Raw genomic sequence first — 20,446 nt, forward strand, 5'->3', positions numbered from 1 at the left:
AAACCTGGAGAGCATGGAATGTCCCCTCTGATCCGCGCAGCGGCCCTGGGCCTTGTACTGACCGGCTTGGCTGGCTGTACGTCGAAGCCGGTGCTGAACCCGGCTGAACAGCTGGCCTCCGCGACACCCTACACCCAACAGCAGGTGCAACAGGCCATTCTGAAGGCCGTTGCCGACCGCGGCTGGACGGCTCGCTCGGTAAACCCGAGCGTGATCCAGGCCGACATCACCGTGCGCAACACCTTCTTCGCTGCCGTGGATATCCACTACAGCGCCAGCCAGTTCCGCATCGCCTACCGCGACAGCCGCGAGCTGGGGTACAAGGACGGCAAGATCCACCGCAACTACAACCGCTGGGTCTACAACCTGGACCGCAGCATCGTGCGTGAGCTCAACACAGTGAGCAGCCAGAGCCTGTTGCAACAAAGCAGCGTTACCCCCTAACCACCGACCAAGGAAGAACCGATGCGCTTGAAGACCCTTACCGCCGCCACTGCCCTGCTGCTGGCTGCACTGCCAGGCCTGAGCCAGGCCCGTGATACCGCGCTGTTCCTGCCCTTCGACAAGGTAGTGCAGCAAATGCTTGCCGAGAAAAAGCTCGATGGCTCGGTCAAGTTCTACCTGGCGGGCGTGCAGCCACGCGGCAAGGTCAAGGTGGTCAGCCCCAATGCCGTGACCAACAAGAAGACCAACGCCTTCAACAAGAGTGACGAAGTGGCCTGCGAATGGGCCCTACAGTCGGCCCTGCTGACCATGCAGGACGCTGCGCGCAAGGCCAACGCCAATGCCGTGACCAACATCGTCAGCTACTACAAGCGCAACGAGCGCAAAGACCCGGCCACCTACGAGTGCCATGCCGGCGCGGTCATCGCCGGTGTTGCCATCAAGGGCGACCTGGCCCGCGTAGACTGATACCCAGGCGCAACCGGGGCAGGCTGGCGTCAGGCCTGAACCTGCCCGGTCAGCAGTTCGGCGAAGGCTGTGGCCATCGCCGACTTCTGGCACTGGCGCTGTACCAGCCACACGGCAGACGTGGCTTCGGTATCCAGTAACGTGCGGTACACCACGCCCTCGATGCGCATACGCTGGTAAGAAGCCGGCAGCACCGACACCCCGAGCCCCGCCGACACCAGCCCGATGATCGTCATCGCCTCCCCTGCCTCTTGTGCAAAGTGCGGGCTGAAGCCTGCCTGACGCGCCAGGCTCAGCAGTTGGGCATACAAACCACTGCCATAGCTGCGCGGGAAGAACACAAAAGGCTCCTGGGCCAGCGCTGCCAGATGCACGCCTTGCTCCGTGGCCTGAGCCAGCGCATGCGAGGCATTGATCACCGCCACCAGTGGCTCGCGGAACAGCTCCGTGGCAACCAGCCCCTGGGGCAGCGGCATCGGCCGCATCAGGCCCACTTCGATGGACTCATCGAACACCCCTTCGGCGACTTCGCGGCTGCTCATTTCCTTGAGGTTCAGGTGCACTGCCGGAAAGCGCTGGCGGAAGGCATGGATCGCCTGGGGGATCTTCGACGTGAAGGGCGCAGAGGACGTAAAGCCGATCTTCATCTCGCCCAGCTCCCCCAACTGGGCACGCCTGGCCACATCGGCCGCCTTCTCGACCTGGGCCAGTACCAGCCGGGCCTCCTCCAGAAACAGCCGCCCGGCCTCGCTGAGTTCCACCCGACGGTTGGTACGCTCGAACAACCTGGCGCCCAGTTCCTGCTCCAGCGCCTGGATCTGCTGGCTCAGGGGCGGCTGTGAAATGCCCAGCTGCTGGGCTGCGCGGCCAAAGTGCAATTCTTCGGCAACGGCAACGAAATAGCGCAGGTGACGCAGCTCCATGGGCAGGCTCCAACAGGTCGTGAAACGTCTTAAATAGGTCGAACAATATATTGGATCTAATCATTAGGCAGCTATATGCTTTTTTCCATCGCGCCTGAGGTACCCGCCAGTGAAAACCGCCGCTGTTCCCTTGCCTGCTGAACCTGAGACTGCCTCCATCAACGACCTGTGGATCGAGAAAGGCACGCCAGCCTTCATGAAAACCGTGCTGGCGCTGTTTAGTGGCGGCTTTGCCACCTTTGCCCTGTTGTACTGCGTGCAGCCGATGATGCCGCTGTTGTCGAAGGAATTTGCCATCAATGCCGCGCAGAGCAGCCTGGTGCTGTCGGTCGCTACCGGCATGCTGGCGTTCGGGTTGTTGATAACCGGCCCCGTCTCCGACCGCATTGGGCGCAAGCCGGTGATGGTGTTCGCGCTGGTGTGCGCGGCGCTGTGCACCATCGCCAGCGCCGTGATGCCGAGCTGGGAGCTGGTGCTGGCCACCCGCGCACTGGTCGGGCTGTCCCTGAGCGGCCTGGCAGCGGTGGCAATGACCTACCTGAGCGAGGAGATTCACCCGCAGCACATCGGCCTGGCCATGGGCCTGTACATCGGCGGCAATGCCATTGGCGGCATGAGCGGCCGGCTGATTACCGGCGTGCTGATCGACTTCGTCAGCTGGCACACGGCGATGCTCACGGTGGGTGGCCTGGCATTGCTGGCGGCGGTGGTGTTCTGGAGAGTGCTGCCCGAGTCGCGCAACTTCCGCCCCCAGGCCATGAACCCGCGCAGCCTGCTGGACGGCTTCGTGGTGCATTTCAAGGATGCCGGGCTGCCTTGGCTGTTCCTCGAAGCGTTCCTGCTGATGGGCGCCTTCGTCACCCTGTTCAACTACATTGGCTATCGCCTGCTGGCGGAGCCCTACCACATGAACCAGGCGCTGGTGGGGCTGCTGTCGGTGGTGTACCTGTCGGGTATCTACAGCTCGGCGCAGGTGGGCGCACTGGCCGACAAGCTGGGCCGGCGCAAGGTGTTCTGGGCGAGTATCGTGGTCATGGCGGGGGGCATGCTGATGACCCTGACCAGCCCATTGTTGATGGTGATCATAGGCATGCTGGTGTTCACCTTCGGCTTCTTCGGGGCACACTCGGTGGCCAGCAGCTGGATCGGCCGCCGCGCCTTGCGGGCCAAGGGGCAGGCATCATCGCTGTATCTGTTCTGCTACTACGCGGGGTCGAGCGTGGCCGGGACGGCAGGCGGGGTGTTCTGGCACCAGTGGGGCTGGAACGGCATCGGGTTGTTCATCGGCAGCCTGCTGGCGGTAGCGCTGCTGGTGGCGTTGCACCTGAGCAAGCTACCGCCAAAGGCGGCGTAGGGGCTCGCGGGCATGCCCGCAAGCTGGCCTTTACTGATGGTACTGCGCTGACAGTTCGTGCACGGCGTTGATGAACACACCGGCATGCTCCGGGTCGACTTCCGGGGTAATGCCATGGCCCAGGTTGAACACGTGGCCACTGCCCTGGCCGTAGCTGGCCAGAATACGCGCCACTTCTTTGCGGATGGCTTCGGGCCGGGCGTACAGCACGGTCGGGTCCATGTTGCCTTGCAGGGCCACCTGGTTACCCACACGGCGGCGCGCATCGCCGATATCGCAGGTCCAGTCCAGGCCCAGTGCATCGGCACCCGCTTCGGCAATGCTTTCGAGCCACAGGCCGCCGTTCTTGGTGAACAGGATGACCGGCACCTTGCGCCCTTCGTGCTCGCGAATCAGGCCACTGACGATCTTGCGCATGTAGGCCAGGGAAAACTCCTGGTACGCCGCAGCCGACAGGTTGCCACCCCAGGTGTCGAAGATCTGCACCGCCTGTGCGCCGGCCAGGATCTGGCCATTGAGGTAGGTGGTGACCGATTGGGCCAGCTTGTCCAGCAACAGGTGCAGCGCTTGGGGGTTGTCGTAGGCCATGGCCTTGGTCTTGCGGAAGTCCTTGGACGAGCCGCCTTCGACCATGTATGTGGCCAGCGTCCACGGGCTGCCTGAGAAGCCGATCAGCGGTACCCGGCCATTGAGCTCGCGGCGGATGGTGCTGACGGCGTCCATCACGTAGCCCAGGTCTTTCTGGGCATCGGGCACGGGCAGTGCCTCGATGTCGGCCGGGGTGCTGACCACCTTTCTGAAACGCGGGCCTTCGCCGGTTTCGAAGTACAGGCCAAGGCCCATGGCATCAGGGATGGTAAGGATGTCCGAGAACAGGATCGCGGCGTCCAGCGGGTAGCGGTCCAGTGGCTGCAGGGTGACCTCGCAGGCGAACTGCGGGTTTTTGCACAGGCTCATGAAGTCACCGGCCTTGGCACGGCTGGCGCGATATTCCGGGAGGTAGCGGCCGGCCTGGCGCATCATCCACACCGGGGTGACGTCTACGGGTTGCTTGAGCAGTGCACGCAGGAAACGATCGTTCTTCAGGGCAGTCATGTCGGCATCCGGAAAAAAAGTGGGGGCATTTTCTCAGACACCAGCACAAAAGGCACGGCTGAGACCATGCGTTTTGTCTATTGGATGCGTTGGGTCAAACCGTGTCGCGTACAAAGCCGGCCCCTGCAGATACCGCGTACCTTGCAGGAGCCGGCAGCCGACCTCACACTTCCAGGAAGTCCAGGATGCCTTCGGCAGCGGTGCGCCCTTCGAAAATGGCGGTCACTACCAGGTCGGACCCGCGCACCATGTCGCCGCCGGCAAACACCTTCGGGTTGCTGGTCTGGTGCTTGAACTTGCCCTGCTCCGGCGCTACCACACGGCCCTGGCTGTCCAGTTGGATGCCGTGCTGTTCGAACCAGGGTGCCGGGCTTGGGCGGAAGCCGAAGGCGATGACCACGGCATCGGCCGGCAGGATCTCTTCAGAACCCGGGATTGGCTCCGGGCTGCGGCGGCCACGGGCGTCGGGCTCACCCAGGCGGGTTTCCACCACTTTCACGCCTTCGACCTTGTCCTCACCCACGATCGCAATGGGCTGGCGGTTGTACAGGAACTTCACGCCCTCTTCCTTGGCGTTCTTAACTTCCTTGCGCGAACCGGGCATGTTGGCTTCGTCACGGCGATAGGCACAGGTCACGGCCTTGGCGCCCTGGCGAATGGAGGTGCGGTTGCAGTCCATGGCGGTGTCACCACCACCGAGCACCACCACCCGCTTGCCCTGCATGTCGACGAAATCTTCCGGCGACTTCTCGAAGCCCAGGTTGCGGTTGACGTTGGCGATCAGGAAGTCCAGGGCATCGTGCACCCCTGGCAGGTCCTCGCCGGGGAAGCCCCCCTTCATGTAGGTGTAGGTGCCCATGCCCATGAACACTGCATCGTACTCGGCCAGCAGTTGCTCAAGGGTTACATCCTTGCCCACCTCGGTGTTCAGGCGGAACTCGATGCCCATGCCGGTGAACACTTCACGGCGGTTGCTGAGCACGGTTTTTTCCAGCTTGAATTCGGGGATGCCGAAGGTCAGCAGGCCGCCGATTTCCGGGTTGCGGTCGAACACCACCGGGGTTACGCCGGCGCGCACCAGCACGTCGGCACAGCCAAGGCCTGCCGGGCCGGCGCCGATGATGGCAACGCGCTTGCCGGTGGGTTTGACCTTGGACATGTCCGGGCGCCAGCCCATGGCGAAGGCGGTATCGGTGATGTACTTCTCCACCGAACCGATGGTCACCGCGCCAAAGCCGTCGTTCAGCGTGCAGGCACCTTCACACAGGCGGTCCTGTGGGCACACCCGCCCGCACACTTCCGGCAGGGTGTTGGTCTGGTGCGACAATTCCGCCGCCGCCAGGATGTTGCCTTCGGACACCAGCTTCAACCAGTTGGGGATGAAGTTGTGCACCGGGCACTTCCATTCGCAGTACGGGTTACCACAGCCCAGGCAGCGGTGCGCCTGTTCCACAGACTGCTGCGGCTTGAACGGTTCGTAGATTTCCACGAACTCCTTCTTGCGCTGGCGCAGCAGCTTTTTCTTCGGGTCCTTGCGGCCCACCTCGATGAACTGGAAGTCGTTATTCAGACGTTCAGCCATTTTCAAAAACCTCTTAACAGCAGCTGCAAGCATTTAGCTGCAAGCCACAAGACGATCACGTAAGTCTGGCAAGCCCCGTACTGCTTCTACCTGCAGCGTGGGGCTTGCCTACTTGCAGCTGTATTACTGCGGGTTGGCCCGGGTGCTGGACAGCAACTGCTTCAGGTTGGCGGCCTTGGGCTTGACCAGCCAGAAGCGCCGCACGTAGTCGTCCAGGTTCTCGGAGAGCTCGCGCCCCCACTCACTGTCGGTTTCATCCACATACTCGGCAAGGACCCGCGCCAGGTGGCTGCGGTAAGCCTCCATCGCTTCACCACTGATGCGCTGGATTTCCACCAGCTCGTGGTTGAGCTTGTCGACAAAGCTGTTGTCCATGTCGAGCACGTAGGCGAAGCCGCCCGTCATGCCAGAACCGAAGTTGTAACCGGTCTTGCCCAGCACGCAGACAAAGCCACCGGTCATGTATTCACAGCAGTGATCGCCGGTGCCCTCGACAACGGCATGGGCGCCGGAGTTGCGTACAGCGAAGCGCTCGCCTGCAGTACCGGCAGCGAACAACTTGCCGCCAGTGGCACCGTACAGGCAGGTGTTGCCGACGATGGCGCTGTGCTGGGTTTTGAACGGGCTGCCGGCTGGCGGCACGATGGTCAACTTGCCACCCGTCATGCCCTTGCCCACATAGTCGTTGGCGTCGCCCTGAAGGTACAGGTTCAGGCCACCGGCGTTCCATACGCCGAAGCTCTGGCCGGCGGTACCGTTGAAGCGGAACGTGATCGGCGCGCTGGCCATGCCCTGGTTGCCATGCAGCCGGGCAATCTCGCCCGATACCCGCGCACCGATGGAGCGGTCGCAGTTGCAGATGTCCAGGCTGAATTCGCCGCCGGCCTGGTCGCGGATGGCCGGCATGGCCATCTCGACCATCTTCTCGGCCAGCTCGCCCTGGTCGAAGGGTGGGTTGCGGTCGACTTCGCAGAACTGCGGCTTGTCTGCCGGGATGTGCGAGCTGCCCAGCAGCGGCGTCAGGTCGAGGTACTGCTGGCGCTCGGTGTCGCCCGGCAGCACATCGAGCAGGTCGGTGCGGCCGATCAGCTCACCCAGGCTGCGTACGCCCAGCTTGGCCAGCCACTCACGGGTTTCTTCAGCGACGAAGGTGAAGAAGTTGACCACCATGTCGACGGTGCCGATGTAATGGTCCTTGCGCAACTTGTCGTTCTGGGTGGCCACGCCGGTAGCGCAGTTGTTCAGGTGGCAGATGCGCAGGTACTTGCAACCCAGGGCAATCATCGGGGCGGTACCAAAGCCGAAGCTCTCGGCCCCCAGGATTGCCGCCTTGATCACGTCCAGGCCGGTCTTGAGGCCGCCGTCGGTCTGCACCCGCACCTTGCCGCGCAGGTCGTTGCCGCGCAGGGTCTGGTGGGTTTCTGCAAGGCCCAGTTCCCACGGGGCGCCAGCGTACTTGATCGACGTCAGCGGCGAGGCGCCGGTGCCACCGTCATAACCGGAAATGGTAATGAGGTCGGCATAGGCCTTGGCCACGCCGGCAGCAATGGTGCCTACGCCTGCTTCAGCCACCAGCTTCACCGACACCAGCGCCTGCGGGTTGACCTGCTTGAGGTCATAGATCAGCTGGGCCAGGTCTTCGATAGAGTAGATATCGTGGTGCGGCGGTGGCGAAATCAGCGTCACCCCCGGCACCGCGTAACGCAGGCGGGCGATCAGGCCATTGACCTTGCCACCGGGCAGCTGGCCACCCTCGCCGGGCTTGGCGCCCTGGGCGACCTTGATTTGCAGCACTTCGGCGTTGACCAGGTATTCGGGCGTAACGCCGAAACGGCCGGTAGCCACCTGCTTGATCTTGGAACTGCGGATGGTGCCGTAGCGCGACGGGTCTTCGCCGCCCTCACCGGAGTTGGAACGCGCACCCAGGCGGTTCATGGCTTCGGCCAGTGCTTCGTGGGCCTCAGGCGACAGTGCACCCAGCGAGATACCCGCCGAGTCGAAGCGCTTGAGGATGGCGTCCAGCGGTTCGATCTGGTCCAGCGCCAGTGGCTGGTCGGCCACCTTCACTTTCAACAGGTCGCGGATCATCGACACCGGGCGCTGGTCGACCAGCGAGGTGTATTCCTTGAACTTGGCGTAATCGCCCTGCTGCACGGCGGCTTGCAGGGTGTTGACCACGTCCGGGTTGTAGGCGTGGTACTCGCCGCCGTGGACGAACTTCAGCAAGCCACCTTGCTGGATCGGCTTGCGCGCACTCCAGGCTTCGGCGGCCAGCAGCTTCTGGTCGCTTTCCAGGTCCTGGAAGCGCGCACCCTTGATGCGGCTGGAAACGCCCTTGAAGCTCAGGCCGACCACTTCTTCGGACAGGCCGATGGCTTCGAACAGCTGCGCACCCCGGTAGGAGGCGATGGTGGAGATCCCCATCTTCGACAGGATCTTCAGCAGGCCCTTGGAGATGCCCTTGCGGTAGTACTTGAACACTTCGTCCAGGTCGCCCAGCACTTCGCCAGTGCGGATCAGGTCGGCCAGCACTTCGTAAGCCAGGTACGGGTACACCGCCGAGGCGCCGAAGCCCAGCAGCACTGCGAAGTGGTGGGGGTCCCGGGCGGTGGCGGTTTCCACCAGGATGTTGCTGTCGCAACGCAGGCCCTTGTCGGTCAGGCGGTGGTGCACAGCGCCCACGGCCAGCGACGCATGCACCGGCAGCTTGCCGGGTGCGATGTGGCGGTCGCTCAGTACCAGCTGGGTCTTGCCAGCCCGCACGGCCTCTTCAGCCTGGTCGGCGATGTTGCGAATGGCCGCTTCCAGGCCGACGCTTTCTTCATAGTTCAGGTCGATCAGCTGGCGCTCGAAGCCTTCACGCTCCAGGCTCATCAGCGAGCGCCATTTGGCAGGCGACACCACCGGCGAGCTGAGAATCACCCGCGAGGCATGCTCGGGGGATTCCTGGAAGATGTTGCGCTCGGCACCCAGACAGATTTCCAGCGACATCACGATCGCTTCGCGCAGCGGGTCGATCGGCGGGTTGGTAACCTGGGCAAACTGCTGGCGGAAGAAGTCATACGGCGAACGCACCCGTTGCGACAGCACCGCCATGGGGGTGTCATCCCCCATCGAACCGACCGCTTCCTGGCCTTGTTCACCCAGCGGGCGCAGTACCTGGTCGCGCTCCTCGAAGGTAACCTGGAACATCTTCATGAACTGCTTGAGCTGGTCAGCGTCGTAGCTGGCCACGCCCTGGTCGTCGGTCAGCGTCGCCTGGATGCGCGTAGCGTGCTGACGCAGCCAGCGCTTGTAGGGGTGACGGGACTTGAGGCGGTCATCGATGGCGTCGGTGTCGAGAATCTGACCGGTTTCGGTGTCCACGGCCAGGATCTGGCCCGGGCCCACACGGCCTTTTGCCAGCACTTCATCCGGCTGATAGCCCCATACGCCGATTTCAGAGGCGATGGTGATGTAGCCGTTGGTGGTGGTGACCCAACGCGCCGGGCGCAGGCCGTTGCGGTCGAGCAGGCACACCGCGTGGCGGCCTTCGGTCATGACGATACCGGCCGGGCCATCCCACGGCTCCATGTGCATGGAGTTGTATTCGTAGAAGGCGCGCAGGTCGGCGTCCATGGTCTCGACGTTCTGCCAGGCTGGCGGTACCAGCATGCGCACGCCACGGAACAGGTCGATACCGCCGGTCACCATCAGTTCGAGCATGTTGTCCATGCTGGAAGAGTCGGAGCCCACGCGGTTGACCAGCGGGCCGAGCTCATCGAGGTCGGGGATCTGGTCATTGGCGAACTTGGTACGGCGTGCCATCGCCCAGTTGCGGTTACCGGTGATGGTGTTGATTTCACCGTTGTGGGCAAGGAAGCGGAACGGCTGCGCCAGCGGCCACTTGGGCAAGGTGTTGGTGGAGAAGCGCTGGTGGAACACACAAATGGCGGTCTGCAGGCGCTCATCACCGAGGTCCGGGTAGAAGGCCGCCAGATCGCGCGGCATCATCAAGCCCTTGTAGATGATGGTCTTGTGCGAAAAGCTGCAGATGTAGTGGTCGGCGTCGTGGGCGTTGGCCACCGACGAACGGCGACGTGCGCTGAACAGCTTGATGGCGAATTCCTGGTCACTCAGGCCTTCGCCGCCGATGAACACCTGCTCGATCTGCGGCAGACGCTCCAGGGCCAGGCGGCCGAGCACGCTGGTATCGATCGGCACCTTGCGCCAGCCGACCAGGTTGAGGCCAGCCGCGATGATTTCGCGGTCCATGTTGGCGCGGGCAGCTTCGGCTTTGACCGGGTCCTGGTTGAAGAACACCATGCCCACGGCGTACTGCCTTGGCAGCTCGGCGGCAAAATGCTCCTGGGCCACGGCGCGCAGGAACTGGTCGGGCTTCTGCATGAGCAGACCACAACCGTCACCGGTCTTGCCGTCAGCGTTGATACCGCCACGGTGGGTCATGCATGTGAGCGCCTGCATGGCGGTTTGCAGAAGGTGGTGGCTGGGTTCGCCCGTCATATGGGCTATCAGGCCAAAACCACAGTTGTCCTTGAATTCTTCGGGATGGTACAGACCTGTTTTCATAGACACTTTCTCACCAGGTTCACCCCTCAACGGAGGCAAATCTCTTTTTTAACAACCACTTACCATCCACGCCGATCAAATGCCAGCTTTTTGCGGTGGCCATGGAAAACCATTGTTGCACAGCGACAGTCGCGCCCACAAATTTTCATGTCTCACCATTGAAAATTTATGTCGCAATTTTGAATGTTTTTGCGTCAACTGCCGTGGTAGCGGCATGACTTGAGTCTGAAGCGTTTCAGCCATGACTGCAACGTAGGCTTGTGGCCGGCAGTCCGGGACAGAAAAGCCTGCCGCGCTTGGGCGCAGCAGGCTAGTCGAACGCTAGAATTCGCTTGGCTACTGGGCGGCGGGGTGATGCCGCCCGGAAGGTATCAGCGGGCCGAGGCCAGCTCTTGTTGGACGCTGGCGACGGTACGTGGCCAAGGTTTACCAGCCTGGACCTTCGCTGGCAAGTTCTTGATGGCCGCAACGGCCGCATCACGGTTGGCAAAGCTGCCATAAGTGACCACGTAGAGCGGCTTGCCCTGCAAGGTTTTCTTGAAGTAGCGGTACTCGCCACCCTGCGCCTTGACGAAGGCCTGGGCAGACGCCTCGGAGCTGGTGCCCAGGATTTGCACCACGTAGTTACCCGGCTTCTGCCCGGTGTACCAGCCACCATTGCCACTGCCACCGGCAGCCGGTTTCTCGACCGCTTTGGGTGCTGGCTTGGCAACGGCAACCTGGGTAGGTGCAGGCTCGGCCTTGGCCTGTGCAGCAGGCTTGGCCTGCTGGGTGGCGGCAGGCTTGGGCGCCGCCGCCTGCTGCACCGGCTGGGCGGGCGTTGGCGCAGGGCCCGCCGCCACGCCCTGGGGTGGCGCGATGGTGGTCACGGTAGGCGGTGGGTTGCCTGGCTGCAGTGCGGTGTCACCGGCAGGGCTGCCCTCTTCACCCTCACCCATGCCAGCGGCCTGGGCCAGGGGTTCGCGCATCACCGGTTGCGACTGCCCTACCAGCGGCAATGGCGTGGGCTGCGAGGAGCCCGAGAATTCGATAGCCGCACCCTTGCCATCGCCCAGCGGCAGCTGCGCCTGGGCCGCAGGCGCTTCGGCAGGGGCCTTGTCACCCTTTCTGGGCATCAACACGGCAGCCGCGACGGCGACAACGACCACAGCAGACAGCGCGAGCACATGTTTCTTCGGCATTTTGAACCCCATGGATGGTCGCTTGACCGTAGAGCGGCTGGCGATCATGGCTTCGATCAACGTGTCACGGGCGACCTGGTTGATGTTGCCAGGCCAACCGTCGGAATTTTCATGGATGTCGGCAATCTGCTCACGGCTGAACACCTCGATGCCCCGGCCAGCACCGTCCAGGCGCTGCTCCAGGTATTCGCGGGTTTCCTCTTCACTGTAGGGGGCAAGCTCGATGATGTGGAAACGTTCTTCCTCGATCTCGAGTTCGTCCAGCCCTGCAATCAGCGACGGCTCACCGAACAGGAACACATGCGGGCGGCCTTCCGGCACGCCTGCTGCCAACTCCAGCAACGCTTGGAGTGCCGACTCGCCAAGTTGTTCCGCATCGTCCACCAGCAGGTAAACCTCCTGGCCGGTCAGTGCCAGCTGCACGACCTTGGACAGGATGGCCTGCACTTCGGGCTGGGCAACGCCCAGGTCCTGGGCGATGTGCGCCAGCACGCTGGCGGCATCGCCGGCACTGCGGGCAGACACCACGACGCTTTGCACCGACTGCTTGTTGGTGCTGGCCACCAAGGCCTGGCGCAGCAGTGTCTTGCCGCTGCCCAACGGCCCGCTGACCACCAGCATCAGCTGGCTGTAACGGGCCAGATGGTGCAGTTGGCCCAACACCGGCTTGCGCTGGGCAGGGAAGAATTTGAAACCGGGCACACGGGGTGCAAACGGGTCGTGGCTCAACTGGTAATGGTCGAGAAAGGCCTCATCGGCATGCAAACTGGTCATTGCGCTGTCACAACCTCAAAGCTGGGCCACGATCGCGCGGTAATCCGCGGACAAGGTGGCCTGAAGAATCTCTTTAGGATAGTCGTCGGTGACGACGGCCTCGCCCATCTGGCGCAGCAGCACCAGACGCAGACGACCGTCCAGCACCTTCTTGTCGACCGCCATGTGCTCCATGAAATGCGCCGGGGTCATTTCCTGTGGTGGCACCACCGGCAAACCTGCATCGCGCAACAGGCGGATGCCGCGATCACGTTCGGCCTGGGTGATCCAGCCAAGGCGCATGGACATTTCCAGGGCCATTACCGTACCCGCCGAAACCGCTTCACCATGCAGCCACACACCGTAGCCCATGTGGGTCTCGATGGCATGCCCGAAGGTGTGGCCCAGGTTCAGGGTGGCGCGCACGCCTGACTCGCGCTCATCCGCCCCCACCACCGCGGCCTTGGCTGCACAGGAGCGGCTGATGGCCTGGGTGAGCGCTGCCGGGTCAAGGCCACGCAGCGCCTGCATATTGTCTTCGAGCCATTCCAGGAAGGGCTTGTCGCAGATCAGGCCGTACTTGATCACTTCGGCCAGGCCGGCGGACAGCTCGCGTGCTGGCAGGGTGCTCAGGCTGGTGGTATCGATCAGCACCGCATTGGGCTGGTAGAACGCGCCGACCATGTTTTTGCCCAGCGGGTGGTTGATGCCAGTCTTGCCGCCAACCGAGGAATCCACCTGGGACAGCAGGGTGGTGGGGACCTGGATGAAATCAACGCCGCGCTGGTAGCACGCAGCGGCAAAGCCGGCCATGTCGCCGATCACGCCGCCGCCCAGGGCGATCACGGTGGTGCGGCGGTCGTGCCGTGCCGTCAGCAGGCCGTCGAAGATCAGTTGCAGGGTTTGCCAGTTCTTGTGCGCCTCGCCATCGGGCAGCACCACCGGCAGCACAGTGTAGGCACCCAGGGTACGGGTGAGGCGTTCGAGGTACAGAGGGGCAACGGTCTCGTTGGAGACAATGGCCACCTGCCGCCCGGCGATGTGCGGCGCCAGCAGCTCGGGCTGGTCCAGCAGGCCTTCGCCAATGTAGATCGGGTAGCTACGCTCGCCCAGGTCGACCTTCAGTGTCTGCATGTATCCCCACAATGATCTTGGGCGCGGCGCCGTTCGGGCAAGCCACGCGGTAACGTTTGACCTCGCTCGACGCAGGAGGCCGAGAATAGTCCCGGGTTAACGGGGGGGCAACTGCTGCAGGCGCTCGAGAATGTCGATTACCACCATGCGCGGCGGCCGTTCGTCGGTTTCCACCACAAGGTCCGCGATCTCCCGGTAGAGCGGGTCACGGGTTTCGAGCAAGGTGCGCAGGGTGGCTTCGGGGTTCGCAGTGCGCAGCAGGGGGCGGTTGCGGTCGCGGGCGGTGCGCCCGACCTGCTGCTCGACCGAGGCATGCAGGTAGATGACCCGCCCGCCCTGGTGCAGGGCAAGGCGGTTGGCTTCACGCATCACCGCGCCGCCGCCGGTGGCAACCACCACGCCGTCGAGTTCGCACAGTTCGGCGAGCATGGCCTGCTCGCGGTCACGGAAGCCCGGCTCCCCTTCCTTGTCGAAGATCCACGGGATGTTGGCGCCGCATCGCAGTTCGATTTCCTTGTCGGAATCCTTGAACAGCAGGCGCAGCTCTTTGGCCAATAGGCGCCCGATGGTGCTTTTGCCAGCACCCATGGGCCCCACAAGTATCAAATTTCGCACAGAATCAACGACTCACAGCAATCGCCTGGTCACTCATGATACGCGGAGTCAGGAAGACCAGCAGCTCGGATTTTTTCTCTTGTAATACATCGCGTCGAAACAGCCGCCCAACATACGGCAGATCGCCCAAAAATGGCACCTTGTCGACCATATTGTTTTGCGAGGTGGAGTACACACCGCCGATCACGATGGTGTCCCCATCTGCCACGCGCACCTTGGCATTGACCTCGTTTTTACGAATGGGCGGAATGTCGTTCAAGGCATTGACGTAATCCGGCTCGTCCTTGGTCACCTTCACCGTCATGATGACCTGGTTGTCCGGGGTGATCTGCGGGGTCACTTCCAGCGACAGGGACGCCTCGCGAAACGCAACCGAGGTGGCGCCGCTCTTGCTGGATTGCTGGTAGGGCACCTCGGTGCCCTTGAGGATGCGGGCAGTTTCCTTGTCGGCGGTCACCACCTTGGGCTGCGAGATGATCTCGCCCTTGCCGCTCTTCTCCATGGCGCTGAGTTCGAGGTCAAGCAGCACCCCACCGCGCAGCAGGCCCAGCCCCAGGCTGCTGCCGGCCCGCTCCACGCCAAGGTCGACGAACAACTCCTTGCCCAGCCGCGGTGCCTCACTGTATAGGCGCCCGCCCCAACGCACACCCAGGCCCTTCTCATAACCGACATTGGCCTCGACGATGCGTGCTTCGATGGCCACCTGACGCACCGGCACATCCAGCTGGGCCACCAACGCTCGCACCTCGGCCAGGCGATCAGCGGGTTGATGCACCACCAGCGTGTTGGTGCGGGCATCCACACTCAGGCTGCCTCGGCCACTGAGAATGCCGTCGTCGGCCAGGCTGGCCAGCAGCAAATCCGCCAGGTCGGCGGCCTTGGCATGATGCACAGGCAACAGTTCGCGCTGCATGGGCTGCCACTGCGCCTCCAGCCCGAGGCCGCCGGGCGCCCCCTGCGGTGCCGAGCTGAGTTCCGACAGGGGCGCGACCAGCAGCACATTGCCATCTTTGCGTCGCCCCAGCCCTTTGCTGCGCAGCACCAGGTCCAGCGCCTGATCCCAGGGCACATCCTGCAGCCGCAAGGTGACATTGCCCTGCACGGCATCGCTGGCCACCAGATTGATACCGGCGTAATCAGCCAGCACCTGCAAAACGGCCCGCACTTCCACATCCTGAAAGTTCAGCGACAAGGCCTCACCCTGATAGGTCGACGCTGCCGCCGCCTGGAGCGGCAGCAGTAACGTCAGCAGCCATTTGCTCAATGTTTTCATCCTGAACCGGGGCCTCCTTGCCCGTACGTCGCTGCAGAGAAAGGAAGGCAGTGCGCGGGTGCCACACCCCCGTCATGAAAAGCCGTTCTTGCACTTCGACCTGGCCTGGGGTGACCTGCACCACCACGCCATTGTCGCGCCCCACCCGGTCACCTGTGCGCAGGCGATACAGGGTGCCGGCAACCACGACCAACGCCTCGTGCGCATCGCCGCGTGACAGGTGGCCAACCATCTGCACCTGTTTCAGCGGCACCCCGGTCAGCCTGTTCCCTCGCCAGGGCGCGAGCCTGGGTGCAAAGGGATCAGCGCAAGGCCCTGCGGCCAGTTGCCTGGCAGGCAAGCGCGCCAGAAACTCAGCCGAGGGCGGCGGCGCTTTTGCCTGGTAGGTGTCTACGTGCAATCGCAGACGCACGATCGCTGGCTGGCCATCAACACCTGCAATCGCCAAATCACCGCTGCGAAATACCGCCGGCTGCGCAAACCACTCGTTCAGCCACACACGCACAGCCCTGTAGGGCCCTGTGACCTGCAACTCCAGCGGTACCCGTTGCAACCCCGCCTGCTGCTCGGCATCACGCACCTGCAACTGCTCGATCAACACGCCGTGGCTACCCGCCGAGGCTGACAGCCGCTCCAGCAGGTCACTCATCCCCTGCCCTGCATCGAGGTACCACAGTGCCTCCTGGATATGCCGTTCGGCAGTTGCCACCTTCGCCTTCAAAGCCTCCCGCTCCGCCAGTTGCTGCACCGCCGCAGTGTGTTGCGCCTCCAATGCGGCAGACCGGGCATGCTCACCCCTTTGCTGCTGCATCGCCGTAGGCAGACGAACCATGCAGCCAAGGGTGAACAAGCCAAAGGCCAACAACCATGGTGCCAGCCGCCTGAACCATGGCGTGCGGCCGATGATGGCCAGGCCGCCCAATAACGCCGTGGTGTTCATGACCAGAATGCCGCCGCTCGAGCTGTGAGCACGAACTCGTCTACGCCCGGCAGGCTCTTGATGGACTTGAGTTCAAGGTCGGCCAGCACGCCGGAACGCTGCAGGTCACGCATGAACTGGGCAATCACCGCACCGGAGGGTGCCACGCCAGTCAAGCGCACGTGGCCAGCCTGCATGTGCAGGCCCAGCAGTTGCATCTCGCCGGGCAACGCACCCTCCAGGTCGGCAAACAGGCCTGCCAGCACATCAGGGTGACCGCGTAGGCCTTCCAGTTCGGCCAACCTGGCCGCCAGCACAGCATGCTGTTCACGCAGCTCAGCCAAGGCATGCGCCTGCTGGCGCCGTGACGAGATTGCAACCTCGCGCTGCAGGTTGCTTAGCCGTTGCTGTTCCCCGCGCTGGCGGGCCATTTGGTCCACGACCATGACCGCGCACAGGGCCAGCACGGCACTTGCCAGAAGCTGGCCATAAAAACGCCGCGATGCTGCTTGGCGCTGCCGCTCGCGCCAGGGCAGCAGGTTGAGCCGGATCACCTGCACACCCCCCCGACGGCCAGTGCGCCAGCCAGGAGCATGGCGCTATTGAACGGAACGAGTCCGGCCAGCCCGGGCACCGGGCTGCAATGCACATTGAGGCTGCTTTGCAGCTCGGCCAGCCAGGCTTGTTGGTACGGCTCGGCGCTGACGACCCACAGGTGGCCGGGCAGGCACTCGTCGCTCAGTTGCCGCTGAATGCTCTCGGGTGTAGGGCCTGCATCCAGCAACAGCTCACGCCGCAGGCAGCCGCCACCAGGCTTTAGGCGGTGCAAAGTGGCATCGTGCCGGTTCAGTCGCAGCAGGGCCACGTCCTGATCACTGGCTGCGGGCACGAGCCGCCGCAGGGCGAGCGTGTCCACTTCAACAGCCTCCAGCTGCAGCCCCGCTTCCGCCACCAGCGCCTCGAGCGAGGCCAGGGTGCTCTGCCTGCAGGCGGCCACCATCACCTGCGCGAAACCTGGTTGCGCCGCACAAGCGTGGAGCACCTGGAAGTCCAGTGCCAGGTCATCGAGCGGAAAAGGAAACAGCCGCTCGGCATCGGCCAGCAACTGCGCCTCCATCTGCCCCTCACCCAACCCCAGGGGGAGTTGGCAATACTTGCAGATGACCTGATCGGCCGGCAGCGCCATGGCCACCTTGCGCAACCCGCTGCGCCTGCGCATACGCTGCAGGGCAGCCACCACCGAGGCCGGCTGCGCCATCCAGTGGGTGCCGGCTGGCGGGTCGAACAGCTCCTCTGCCCAACTCACCAAACGGTAATGCCGCTTGCGCCGCCGTAACTGCAGGGCTCGAACGCTCCCCGCGGTAATTTCCAACCCTGAAAATGAACCGGCATCCTTGCCAAAGCGTCCTATCATCGCGGCGTTCCTGTTGCCTGCCGCCCTTTCGGTTTGCGACCAGATGCGCGCTGGCCAGAACGACGACCAGCCACCTGGGCGGTAACCCGAAGAGGGGAAAAAATGCTTATAATGCCCGGCGTTTTGGTCCGCCGGACCCGCGTGCAATTCACTCACAAACTGGACACCGAAAAGCCTTGATACGTCTGCTTAAGTTCTTCTGGTGGTCTTCCGTCGCAGTCATCTGCGCGCTCGTACTCGGTGTGAGCGGTGCGTTTCTGTATCTTAGTCCCAACCTGCCTTCGGTCGATTCGCTCAGAAGCATCCAGTTGCAGATCCCCCTCAAGGTGTACAGCAGCGACGGCAAGCTGATCGCCGAGTTTGGCGAAATGCGCCGCTCGCCCATCCGTTTCGCGGAAATTCCGCCACAGTTCATTCAGGCGCTTCTGTCTGCCGAGGACGACAACTTCCTCAACCACTACGGTGTAGACCCGAGCAGCCTGATGCGCGCCGCCACCCAGCTGGTCAAGACCGGCCATATCCAGACCGGCGGCAGCACCATCACCATGCAGGTGGCGAAGAACTTCTTCCTCACCAGCGAGCGCAGCTTCTCGCGCAAGACCAACGAGATTCTGCTTGCCCTGCAGATCGAGCGCGAGCTGACCAAAGACGAGATCCTCGAGCTGTACGTCAACAAGATCTACCTGGGTAACCGTGCCTACGGCATCGATGCCGCCGCACAGGTTTACTACGGCAAGTCGATCCGCGACGTAAGCCTTGCGCAGATGGCGATGATCGCCGGCCTGCCGAAGGCCCCCTCGCGCTTCAACCCGCTGGCCAACCCGGTGCGCGCCAAAGAGCGTCGCGACTGGATTCTCGGCCGCATGTACAAGCTGGGCAAAATCGACGAAGCGAGCTACCAGGCCGCCCTGGCCGAGCCGCTCAACGCCAGCTACCACGTGCCCACGCCCGAAGTGAATGCCCCTTACATCGCCGAAATGGCCCGTGCCGAAATGGTCGGCCGCTACGGCAGCGACGCCTACACCGAAGGGTTCCGCGTTACCACCACAGTGCCCAGCGACACCCAGGACATGGCCAACCAGGCCATCCTCAAGGGCCTGACCGACTACGACGAACGCCACGGCTACCGTGGCCCGGAGGCACGCTTCCCGGGCCGTACCCAGGCTGCCTGGCTGCAAGAACTGGCCAAGCAGCGCACCCTGGGTGGCCTGGAGCCTGCCATCGTCACCCAGGTAGAGAAAACCGGCCTGAAGGTGCTCACCCGCAGTGGCAAGGAGCAGTCCGTCGCCTGGGACACCATGAAGTGGGCTCGCCCGTTCATCAATACCAATGCCCAAGGCCGCGCGCCTCAGTCGCCGGCAGATGTGGCCCAAGTGGGCGACCTGGTGCGGCTGCAGCGCCTGAACGATGGGGCACTCAAGTTCAGCCAGGTGCCAGGGGCGCAGAGCGCACTGGTTACGCTGGACCCGACCAGCGGTGCGATCCGTGCGCTGGTGGGGGGGTTCTCGTTCGAGCAAAGCAACTACAACCGTGCCATGCAGGCCAAACGCCAGCCAGGCTCAAGCTTCAAGCCCTTCATCTACAGCGCCGCGCTGGACAGCGGCTACACCGCTTCAAGCCTGGTGAACGATGCCCCGATCGTGTTCGTCGACGAGTCGGTGGACAAAGTGTGGCGGCCGAAGAACGACACCAACACCTTCCTTGGCCCCATCCGCATGCGCGAAGCCTTGTACAAGTCGCGTAACCTGGTATCGATCCGCCTGCTGCAGGCCATGGGTGTCGACCGCACCATCGATTACATCGCCAAGTTCGGCTTCAACAAGCAGGACCTGCCACGCAACCTGTCGCTGGCGCTGGGCACTGCAACGCTCACCCCCATGGAAATCGCCACCGGCTGGAGCACGTTCGCCAACGGCGGCTACAAGATCACCCCGTACCTGATCGACCGCATCGAGAGCCGCAGCGGCGAAACGCTGTTCACCGCCAACCCGGCCCGCGTACCCCAAGGTGCCCAGGACCAGGCTGGCCTGGCCGCCCCCGAGCAGCCGATCACCACGCAGATGCCGGGTGAAGGCGCTACGGCGCCGGAGCAGGCTGCGCAGGTGCCAGCCGTGGCAGAAAAGATCATTGATGGCCGCACCACCTACATCCTCACCAGCATGCTGCAGGACGTGATCAAGCGCGGCACCGGGCGCCGCGCGCTGGCCCTCGGCCGCACCGACCTGGCCGGCAAGACCGGTACCACCAACGAATCCAAGGATGCCTGGTTCTCTGGCTATAACGCCGATTACGTGACCACGGTCTGGGTAGGCTTCGACCAGCCCGAAACCCTGGGCCGCCGGGAATACGGCGGCACTGCTGCCCTGCCGATCTGGATGGGCTTCATGGGCGCGGCCCTCAAGGGCATGCCGGAACACCCCCCTGCAGAGCCCGAAGGCATCCTCAGCCTGCGCGTGGACCCGGTCAGTGGCCGCGCTGCCACGCCAAGCACGCCAAATGCCTACTTCGAGCTGTTCAAGGCCGAGGACTCGCCACCGTCCAACGACGAGCTGGGCAATGGTGTGGCGCCTGGCAGCCCACTGCCAGCAGACGAAGCCGCGCCGATGGATCTGTTCTGAGGCAGGGTGGCTGACAAAGGTTTTGCCTGGGCGCGCTGATCGCGCCGCCCAGGTGCCACAAGATACCGCCCAACAAAAAGCCCCGGCTCACACGAGCCGGGGCT

At 63.6% G+C, this 20,446-nt stretch carries 15 protein-coding genes; 4 read left to right on the forward strand and 11 right to left on the reverse strand.

What is annotated here, in order from left to right:
- The first annotated feature begins 18 nt into the window (after positions 1–18).
- Positions 19–444 carry a hypothetical protein gene (locus IAE38_RS07210; protein ID WP_201216792.1) on the forward strand — a complete coding sequence of 142 codons (426 nt, stop codon included), beginning with the start codon at positions 19–21 and terminating at the stop codon, positions 442–444.
- Between the two features lie 21 nt (positions 445–465).
- On the forward strand, positions 466–912 hold the full coding sequence (locus tag IAE38_RS07215) for a hypothetical protein (RefSeq protein ID WP_028632020.1): 447 nt from the start codon (positions 466–468) through the stop codon (positions 910–912).
- Between the two features lie 29 nt (positions 913–941).
- Here IAE38_RS07215 and IAE38_RS07220 read toward each other — a convergent pair whose 3' ends face one another.
- The gene (locus tag IAE38_RS07220) at positions 942–1,835 is read right to left on the reverse strand and encodes a LysR family transcriptional regulator (RefSeq protein WP_201163044.1); all 894 of its coding nucleotides are present in this window, start codon (positions 1,833–1,835) and stop codon (positions 942–944) included.
- Between the two features lie 109 nt (positions 1,836–1,944).
- On the opposite strand from IAE38_RS07220, the gene IAE38_RS07225 reads away from it, so the two are divergent.
- Positions 1,945–3,189, forward strand: coding sequence for an MFS transporter (locus tag IAE38_RS07225; RefSeq protein ID WP_201216794.1), 1,245 nt, complete (start codon positions 1,945–1,947; stop codon positions 3,187–3,189).
- Positions 3,190–3,219: 30 nt separating this feature from the next.
- Here the strand turns inward: IAE38_RS07225 and hemE are convergent, their stop codons facing one another.
- The 10 genes from hemE to pilM all read right to left on the reverse strand — a co-directional run bounded on the left by hemE (position 3,220) and on the right by pilM (position 17,724).
- Positions 3,220–4,284 (reverse strand): uroporphyrinogen decarboxylase, encoded by a 1,065-nt coding sequence (hemE, locus tag IAE38_RS07230; RefSeq protein WP_028632023.1) that lies wholly within the window; start codon positions 4,282–4,284, stop codon positions 3,220–3,222.
- A 163-nt stretch (positions 4,285–4,447) separates the two neighbouring features.
- Entirely contained in the window at positions 4,448–5,866 is a 1,419-nt protein-coding gene (locus IAE38_RS07235) for an FAD-dependent oxidoreductase (protein ID WP_028632024.1), read from the reverse strand.
- Between the two features lie 123 nt (positions 5,867–5,989).
- Positions 5,990–10,435, reverse strand: a complete 4,446-nt coding sequence (gene gltB, locus IAE38_RS07240; protein WP_201216796.1) for a glutamate synthase large subunit — start codon at positions 10,433–10,435, stop codon at positions 5,990–5,992.
- Between the two features lie 371 nt (positions 10,436–10,806).
- On the reverse strand, positions 10,807–12,390 hold the full coding sequence (locus tag IAE38_RS07245; RefSeq protein WP_060480802.1) for an SPOR domain-containing protein: 1,584 nt from the start codon (positions 12,388–12,390) through the stop codon (positions 10,807–10,809).
- Positions 12,391–12,405: 15 nt separating this feature from the next.
- A complete protein-coding gene (gene aroB, locus IAE38_RS07250; protein WP_201211704.1) occupies positions 12,406–13,503 on the reverse strand; it encodes a 3-dehydroquinate synthase in 1,098 nt (365 codons plus the stop codon).
- A 96-nt stretch (positions 13,504–13,599) separates the two neighbouring features.
- A complete protein-coding gene (gene aroK / locus IAE38_RS07255) occupies positions 13,600–14,118 on the reverse strand; it encodes a shikimate kinase AroK (RefSeq protein ID WP_028632028.1) in 519 nt (172 codons plus the stop codon).
- Positions 14,119–14,122: 4 nt separating this feature from the next.
- A complete protein-coding gene (locus IAE38_RS07260; RefSeq protein WP_201216798.1) occupies positions 14,123–15,391 on the reverse strand; it encodes a type IV pilus secretin PilQ in 1,269 nt (422 codons plus the stop codon).
- Positions 15,315–16,331 carry a pilus assembly protein PilP gene (locus IAE38_RS07265; RefSeq protein WP_201216800.1) on the reverse strand — a complete coding sequence of 339 codons (1,017 nt, stop codon included), beginning with the start codon at positions 16,329–16,331 and terminating at the stop codon, positions 15,315–15,317. Before IAE38_RS07265 ends, IAE38_RS07260 begins: the two co-directional genes overlap by 77 nt.
- Positions 16,328–16,864 (reverse strand): PilN domain-containing protein, encoded by a 537-nt coding sequence (locus IAE38_RS07270; protein WP_201216802.1) that lies wholly within the window; start codon positions 16,862–16,864, stop codon positions 16,328–16,330. Before IAE38_RS07270 ends, IAE38_RS07265 begins: the two co-directional genes overlap by 4 nt.
- Positions 16,861–17,724, reverse strand: coding sequence for a type IV pilus biogenesis protein PilM (gene pilM / locus IAE38_RS07275; RefSeq protein ID WP_201216804.1), 864 nt, complete (start codon positions 17,722–17,724; stop codon positions 16,861–16,863). The genes IAE38_RS07270 and pilM overlap by 4 nt, the downstream gene beginning before the upstream one ends.
- A 176-nt stretch (positions 17,725–17,900) precedes the next feature.
- Here pilM and IAE38_RS07280 point away from each other — a divergent pair, with 176 nt between their 5' ends.
- Positions 17,901–20,342 (forward strand): penicillin-binding protein 1A, encoded by a 2,442-nt coding sequence (locus tag IAE38_RS07280; RefSeq protein WP_201163033.1) that lies wholly within the window; start codon positions 17,901–17,903, stop codon positions 20,340–20,342.
- Positions 20,343–20,446: the final 104 nt, after the last annotated feature.

The sequence above is a fragment of the Pseudomonas sp. S32 genome (assembly GCF_016648095.1).
GTDB lineage: Bacteria > Pseudomonadota > Gammaproteobacteria > Pseudomonadales > Pseudomonadaceae > Aquipseudomonas > Aquipseudomonas parafulva.

Coding starts and splice junctions, on each gene's coding strand:
- pilM (WP_201216804.1), bottom strand. CDS start 17,724: ATGATAGGACGCTTTGGCAAGGATGCCGGTTCATTTTCAGGGTTGGAA.
- IAE38_RS07215 (WP_028632020.1), top strand. CDS start 466: ATGCGCTTGAAGACCCTTACCGCCGCCACTGCCCTGCTGCTGGCTGCA.
- IAE38_RS07260 (WP_201216798.1), bottom strand. CDS start 15,391: ATGAAAACATTGAGCAAATGGCTGCTGACGTTACTGCTGCCGCTCCAG.
- IAE38_RS07210 (WP_201216792.1), top strand. CDS start 19: ATGTCCCCTCTGATCCGCGCAGCGGCCCTGGGCCTTGTACTGACCGGC.
- gltB (WP_201216796.1), bottom strand. CDS start 10,435: ATGAAAACAGGTCTGTACCATCCCGAAGAATTCAAGGACAACTGTGGT.
- IAE38_RS07235 (WP_028632024.1), bottom strand. CDS start 5,866: ATGGCTGAACGTCTGAATAACGACTTCCAGTTCATCGAGGTGGGCCGC.
- IAE38_RS07220 (WP_201163044.1), bottom strand. CDS start 1,835: ATGGAGCTGCGTCACCTGCGCTATTTCGTTGCCGTTGCCGAAGAATTG.
- hemE (WP_028632023.1), bottom strand. CDS start 4,284: ATGACTGCCCTGAAGAACGATCGTTTCCTGCGTGCACTGCTCAAGCAA.
- IAE38_RS07265 (WP_201216800.1), bottom strand. CDS start 16,331: ATGAACACCACGGCGTTATTGGGCGGCCTGGCCATCATCGGCCGCACG.
- IAE38_RS07245 (WP_060480802.1), bottom strand. CDS start 12,390: ATGACCAGTTTGCATGCCGATGAGGCCTTTCTCGACCATTACCAGTTG.
- aroB (WP_201211704.1), bottom strand. CDS start 13,503: ATGCAGACACTGAAGGTCGACCTGGGCGAGCGTAGCTACCCGATCTAC.